5 protein-coding genes and 1 other RNA gene are annotated in these 6,604 nt (G+C 47.5%); all 6 read right to left on the bottom strand.

Going from position 1 to position 6,604, the window contains the following annotated elements:
- Positions 1-1,633 (bottom strand): DNA polymerase III subunit gamma/tau (gene dnaX / locus A3751_RS01825; RefSeq protein WP_082862995.1); only part of this gene is annotated, 1,633 nt, incomplete at its 3' end.
- A 76-nt stretch (positions 1,634-1,709) separates the two neighbouring features.
- Complete coding sequence (locus A3751_RS01820; RefSeq protein ID WP_068451484.1) at positions 1,710-2,156, bottom strand: hypothetical protein; 447 nt, start codon at positions 2,154-2,156, stop codon at positions 1,710-1,712.
- Positions 2,157-2,315: 159 nt separating this feature from the next.
- An RNA gene (gene ffs / locus A3751_RS01815) (signal recognition particle sRNA small type) lies at positions 2,316-2,412 on the bottom strand.
- An 87-nt stretch (positions 2,413-2,499) separates the two neighbouring features.
- On the bottom strand, positions 2,500-2,856 hold the full coding sequence (locus A3751_RS01810; RefSeq protein ID WP_068520701.1) for a hypothetical protein: 357 nt from the start codon (positions 2,854-2,856) through the stop codon (positions 2,500-2,502).
- A gap of 136 nt (positions 2,857-2,992) precedes the next feature.
- Positions 2,993-5,680: a hypothetical protein gene (locus A3751_RS01805; RefSeq protein WP_068451477.1), complete on the bottom strand. Its 2,688-nt coding sequence runs from the start codon at positions 5,678-5,680 to the stop codon at positions 2,993-2,995.
- 55 nt (positions 5,681-5,735) lie between these two features.
- A complete protein-coding gene (locus tag A3751_RS01800) occupies positions 5,736-6,548 on the bottom strand; it encodes a molecular chaperone (RefSeq protein WP_068451474.1) in 813 nt (270 codons plus the stop codon).
- Positions 6,549-6,604: the final 56 nt, after the last annotated feature.

Raw genomic sequence — 6,604 nt, 5'->3', positions numbered from 1 at the left:
ACTCACTTAAATCTTGACTAACGGCATCAGGCTTATCAACGGCCACAGCATTGCCCGCATTCAATGCTTCCGCTTTTGATGCTGATGTTGGCTCTGCAGCTAATTCAGGAGTTTTTTTTTGAGCGTCTAACTCACCGACGTTTGGAGCGGAATCCCCGGGCTGCTCAACTGGAGCTGCGACGCCAGCGAGAGACGACGAATCTCGCTTAGAAAAAGAGGCTTGGTCTGTGGTAGGCGTTACTTCAGCCGTATCTTGCCGGCTTAAATCTATACCCGCCCCTTCGCTATCAATTTGTTCTAGGGACTGCGGGAATTCCCCAGCCACTTGATATTGATGTATTTCGGGAGGCTCACTGTTCTCAGGGGACTCGGAGTATTCTTGATTACTACTACTCGCTGAAGGCTCTTGATTATTACTACTCGCTGAAGGCTCTTGATCACTGCTACGCGCTAAAGGCTCTTGATCATCATCACGTGCTAGAGGCTCAGCATGCGTATGTTCGGCATCCACTTCTGGCGCTAGAACTTGAGCCACTTCCTTTTCCGGCGCCTGCATTTGAAACGCCATCATACGCAACAGCGCCATTTCAAATCCCGCCTTAGCATCCGGTGAGATAGCCAAGTCTTTACGAGAGGTAAGTGCAATCTGATAGTAAAGCTGCACATCTTCAGCGCTGAGATTTTGCGCATAAAAACTGATACGTTCCTGATCGCCTTGACTATTGTCCGTCACGCCCGGCACAGCTTGCTCAACCGCAACACGATGAAAAACAGAAACGATAATTTCTAGTACAGCCGCATAATCTGGGGCGAACTCAGCCAAATCTGACACCACATTCAGTAACGCTTTTGGGTCACGTGCGACAAGCATATTCAAAAGTCGGTAGACCTTTTTCTGATCAACGGTACCCAGCATCGCGCTGACCGGCGCTTCCTGGAGGTCTCCTTGCGTATATGCAATGGCCTGATCAGTAAGACTCAACGCGTCTCGCATACTGCCATCAGCGCCGCGAGCAAGCGCCCACAAAGCAGCCTCTTCTGACTGAACCTGCTCTTGAGAAAGCACAAATTTAAGGTGACTGACGATCTTCTCCGGAGTCATATTCTTCAGGTTAAACTGAAGGCAGCGTGAGAGAATCGTTATTGGTAGCTTTTGTGGGTCGGTCGTTGCGAACAGAAACTTTACATGCTCTGGCGGCTCTTCAAGCGTTTTAAGCAAGGCATTAAAACTGTGCCCAGAAAGCATGTGTACTTCGTCTATCAGGTAGATCTTAAAACGCCCTTGCGTTGGCGCATATTGGACATTTTCAAGGAGTTCGCGCATGTCTTCTACTTTGGTGCGCGACGCGGCATCGATCTCTATCAGGTCGACATAACGACCCTGCTCAATCGACATGCAAGCACTGCACTGACCACACGGCTCAGAAGTAATCCCTTTGTCACAACTCAAACATCGGGCGAGAATACGCGCGATGGTGGTTTTACCAACACCTCGAGTCCCGGTGAAAAGATACGCGTGGTGCAAACGCTGAGAATCCAACGCATGCACAAGAGCTTGCAGAACATGCTCCTGGCCTACCATTTGTTTGAAGTTTGTAGGTCGCCATTTTCTGGCAAGAACCTGATAGCTCATGACGTTAACTTATGACGTGGCAATGAGGAAATTAAGTGCGCTCTATCTTACACGCTCACGAGCCTGATAAACAGAGTTAGTCTTTGAGTTTGATGCACTCAAGACGATGACGGTAGGTCTGCAAAACCTTCACCGCAGCGGCCAGCTGGCTTAGATCGAAATCGTCTTCAAACTGCTCAAAACCAGGCTTCATTGCCTCTCTTAGTCGAACCAATGCTGCCTCACCACTCGGGGTAAGTTCGTAATGCGCGTGAATAGCAGGATGATGCTCGTCCCCTTTAACGAGACCCGCTGCAACCAACTCGTTCAGAAGATGCTGGCCATGCGCCTCACTAATATGCTGCTCTTGAAGTAAAGTATTCATCCGACAACGGCCTTGCTCAGCTAGAAACTGGACAATCAACCACGCGCCGGACTCCCACTGCGTGACAATACCGAAGCTGTCTTTTAAGCGCTCCAAGTGCCTGTTTACGCCAAACACCTCCAAGGTGAGCTGCTCTACCAAGTAGGTCGAATGGGCCATGAAGAGTCTCCGCTAACAACAGTTTTATGTTCGCAGAAATATAGTTCAGATTTTGGAGTACGTTAGATCAAACAGACAAAATAATAATGGGTGTTTTTATATTCGCCGAAATGACGCTTTAAGAATATATGGTGAGTCTAACTAAGATTTGGAGATGACTCCCACCAGCTACACCCCGGCACATGAGTCGACCGCTGTGGCTGCTCCCTTCCGGGCCTGACCAGGTTCACGGTTTATCATTGCGAGGGAACCAATGGAAGTCACCATAATACGTTGAGGCGAGTGCCTTACAACGAGCGCGCATTCTAACAAAGCACTTCGCTTCAGAAAAGCCTTATTTCAACTACTGCAAAACAACAGAGATTTCATCGTTAAAAGCCATATCTAACTGGCCTTGCGATACAAACGACTCTCGCCAATTATCCCGCTCCAAACCATCTATGAGTATGGTTGCCTCATGCTGGGCAATATTATTCAGGGACACAGAGAAAGCGGAGCATGAAGAGCCGCCCAAATTGCCAGCGTCGAATTCTCGACTACATTGCGAGGTATCAGAACTACTTACTTTCGCCTTGTACGAAAGACCAATGCTGTTTACTAATTCAAACCGCGCCTGATAGCGGTCCGCATGAACACTGGCAGGAGCCAACATACACAGCAGAAAAACAAACAGCGATATCGAAGAAAAATACGTCGCCACAGCAAGACCTCAAAACAACGAGGTCTTCGAGTATAGGCGAGATTATTTACACTGCAACACAAAAAGTTACGCAATGTTACATGGAGCGCATTTGCTCAAGTTTACTTTTAGCAACTTAGGTGAGATCAATAATGCGCTAAGGCGCTGCCGAGAACACTAGGTCGTCGGCAAACACCACTCCGTCCTTACCATCTGAGTCAAAACAATACGGCTGAGCGTGGCCGATCAAATTACGACGCAACAAATCATCCTCTTTTATTCGAATACAGTAACTTCCGGGAACCAGTCCGGTGAACAAGTAAACACCGTCGTACTCGACACGAACAATATCAACGGTATTACCGCCCTCATCCTCAAGCACTACCCGAACTTTATTTAATGGACTCAAACCATCTTCACGCTCAACGTACGCAGAGCCCTCTAGCTCAAACGTCATCGCCAGCGGGATATCCGCAGAGACATATGCTCCGGCATGCGTGTAGACGAAAACCGGAGCCGCAGCAGGTTTTATAAAGGGGTCTTCAATTGTCTTTTCGTCTACTTCAAATTTTTCCATTACAAGATTTTCAAGCCCACCAACAACTATCTGGCCGTTTTCGTCCGTTTGATATTTGCGCCAGCGACTCTTACCCTTAAAGCGGATGTCAGATACCCCTTCTTCGCCCTCGTCATACAGCCCATTACTGTTTTCGTCTATAAACACTCTCGCATTCAAGGTGGCGCTATTTAGAGCACTACCTTCAGCAAACGCATAGTTTTGATCTTTGTCGTTGTAGTTCAGAGAGCTCGTCAACGTCACACCAACATACTGCAACCCGCGACTATTAAACCCTGTTGTTCCAGATACAGAGAACTCTCCAAAGCTTTTACTCAAGGTGTGATCACTACTCAAAATATCTTTACCTTCGAACCTATGCGCAATACTGCCGGTGTAGCTCATGTCACCCCCAAACTTATGCGAGGCACCAAATGATAATCCGGCCAAACGTCCTGTTGGCGACAGCGCATAATCAACGGCCCCTTTATAGCGCCATCCATCCCATTTACGAGTCGCACTAAACTGACCATCAACACGCTCAAAGCCACTCGTATTAAAACCATCGGTTGCAAGATAATTAAGATCATTGGTCAATTGAAAGCCAGCCCACCCAGTACCCGCTCTCAATGCGGCAGATGAATTTGTCGCGCCCGCAATAAACTCTTTGTGGCGAAGATCGAGGTCTGTCATCAACGCGTTAGGGAGACCTAAAAAGATTGAGCGATTGAGACGGACTCCATATTCGCTCTCGAGATCACCACTACTGTTTCGATCACTTACAAACTCATCAAAATACGTCGCGTCTGCGTTAATATTGGTGTCATAAATGCGGCCTTGAACATTCAGCTGATACGCAGAGCCATCCGCATCGTTCTGCGAATAATGCAGCTGCGCTAACGACGATCCGAGACTGCCGTATAGGCTGCCGAAAAGATATTGCTGCTCTTGCGTGCTCGAGCTCGGTGTCATTTGTGTATAACCAAAACGCGCCGTCAGTGAGCGATTGAAACCATACCGAGCCTCCGCCATCAGCAAATCAGACTCAGGCTCATTAATATTAATGGAAGAATCGATCAGCCGTTTGTTTCTGCGCAAAGCCCAAGCATCGTATTCCCACTGACCTTGCTGAAGCATCACACCACCTGTTGACACAACCTCACGGATCTCACGAAATTGACCCTGAGGACCATAAAGACGAATATCAAAGAGGTTCTCACCGACAAAAACCGGCACCTCTTCAAACAAGTAACGACCATCATTGGTCGTATCTGAAAACTCAATCAAGCTACCATTGCGATATAGCTCAACCTCCCATCCGGGTGGTGCGTCACCTTGCAAGGTAATCGTATCGCCTTGCTCCTCGACCGATTTACCTCCCCTGCTCAACCTTACACCACGCCCTTGAGCCGAAGAAAACACCAAAGGGTCGCTTAGTCCAAACAAATCTCCCACTTCGTAACGATCCATGCCAAAAGCGATAGACTCATCCGGTCCTTTTGATGCACGCGAAAAGGTAATACGTAAGTCTTCCTCGCCATCAGAGTCGATATAGCTGGCATTGACTGAGTGCTTGGCAAGATCCGCTCGCCCTTGCAAGAAAAGGTCGTAGCGTCGATCCAGCTCTCCTCGATTGTTCTCGATATCTTTGGCAAGCGAAAAATCAAATTGAGGAACAGACCACCACTCATAAGTATTCGGGATATAGTGATCAGGAATGGTTTGAATCTGTACGCTTTCTATCTGCTCGCGTTTTTTTTCTCTTTCTAACTTTGCCAAGACCGGAATCGTTGAATCTTCCTGGACGCGAAGCTGTAGCTGAGGCACATCGATTGCAAACTTAATACCCAGCAAGAATTGCGCTGTTTGCTGATCAAGGTATAGATCAAACCCATCCTCAGCAAAACGAACCCGATCATTCCACGGCTGCAACACGCCGCCCAAAAAAAGCTGCTTATTTTGCAAATCGAGGTCAATCGTGTTGGCTTCCGAGCCGCGCCAACCAGAAACCGACAAATCCTCCGCGTCAGCTTCAAGCGCGATATCCAGAATGCTTGCGATATTTGCAATCGGGACGAGCGTCACTTCAGGACTGTTATACACAAAGAGAGGTTCTTCATCTGTATATGACCCGACCGATAACTGAATGACGAGAAGATCTTCGTCATTCAGAGGTATTTGCGCACTTGCAGCGGCCAGCAAAGGACAAGATAAGAAAACACATTGGAGAATGACTGTGCGAGCAAGCACAGCAGATCCGACATTAAGAAGAAAACTCTTAAGGCCCATTCTTAAGTGCTCAGCACAGAGGATAAAACAAAAAGAAAAACGAAACCGCCGCCAACTAGTTAAGGCTAAACGGCACGTCCACTAGGTTTGAACCGCCATACTTCTCATCCTCGTCAAAGCGGATCAAAAACTCTTTCACATCTGGACTTAAAGCTTGCGGCATACGCACTGTGACAGCACGCTCAGTAACCTCAGTGTATACGCCGACACCCTTTGAAACCGCTAGACGCTCCCCGAGCGTGCCTCCGGTATAATCATAGACCTCCACCGATCCATATAAAGAGACACTACCAACGCGTGTTAATGTTAGCTTAAAAGCGCCATGCTTTCCCTCTTCGCCATCGAAACGCACATTCTTGACACCTGCTGTCGATGCAAGCGAACCTTTTCGTACGATAATAGGAATTGCAATTTTAAGTTTCGGCTTTAACGTGACCGAAAGATCTTCGTCTTCTTTCTTGTCACCCACCTCTTCTTGGATAGGGATTTCTTTAAATACCAAATGCGAGACGTACTCTCCTTCCTCTAAATCCTTGGGACGACGCGCAGCAATTCGTATGGTCTGACGCGCACCTGGCTCAATATCAACCCGTCGGGGAGAATAACGGATCATATCTTTTGAATAGGTCGTGTCGGGGTCAAGTTCTTCCAAATCGACAATGCTGCCATTGGGTAACATGATCTTTTGTTCAAAATAAATCTGATATCGGGCTTTTTCAGTGCCGTCATTCAATAGATCCAACGCGGCAGCGCGCTCTCGCTCTTCAAGGACGATCCGTTTTGGATTAATCAAAAGCCCAGCCATAGACTGGAGTGAAAACAAAACAAGAATACTTGCTACAGCAAACTGACAAGGAAAACGTTTCATGATTTGATACTGACTCTAGTTGTTGTACTACTTATGGTTTTTTCTTTTATATTTTT

Source organism: Oleiphilus sp. HI0080 (genome assembly GCF_001635135.1).
This window is presented reverse-complemented; position numbering and strand designations above follow the sequence as displayed.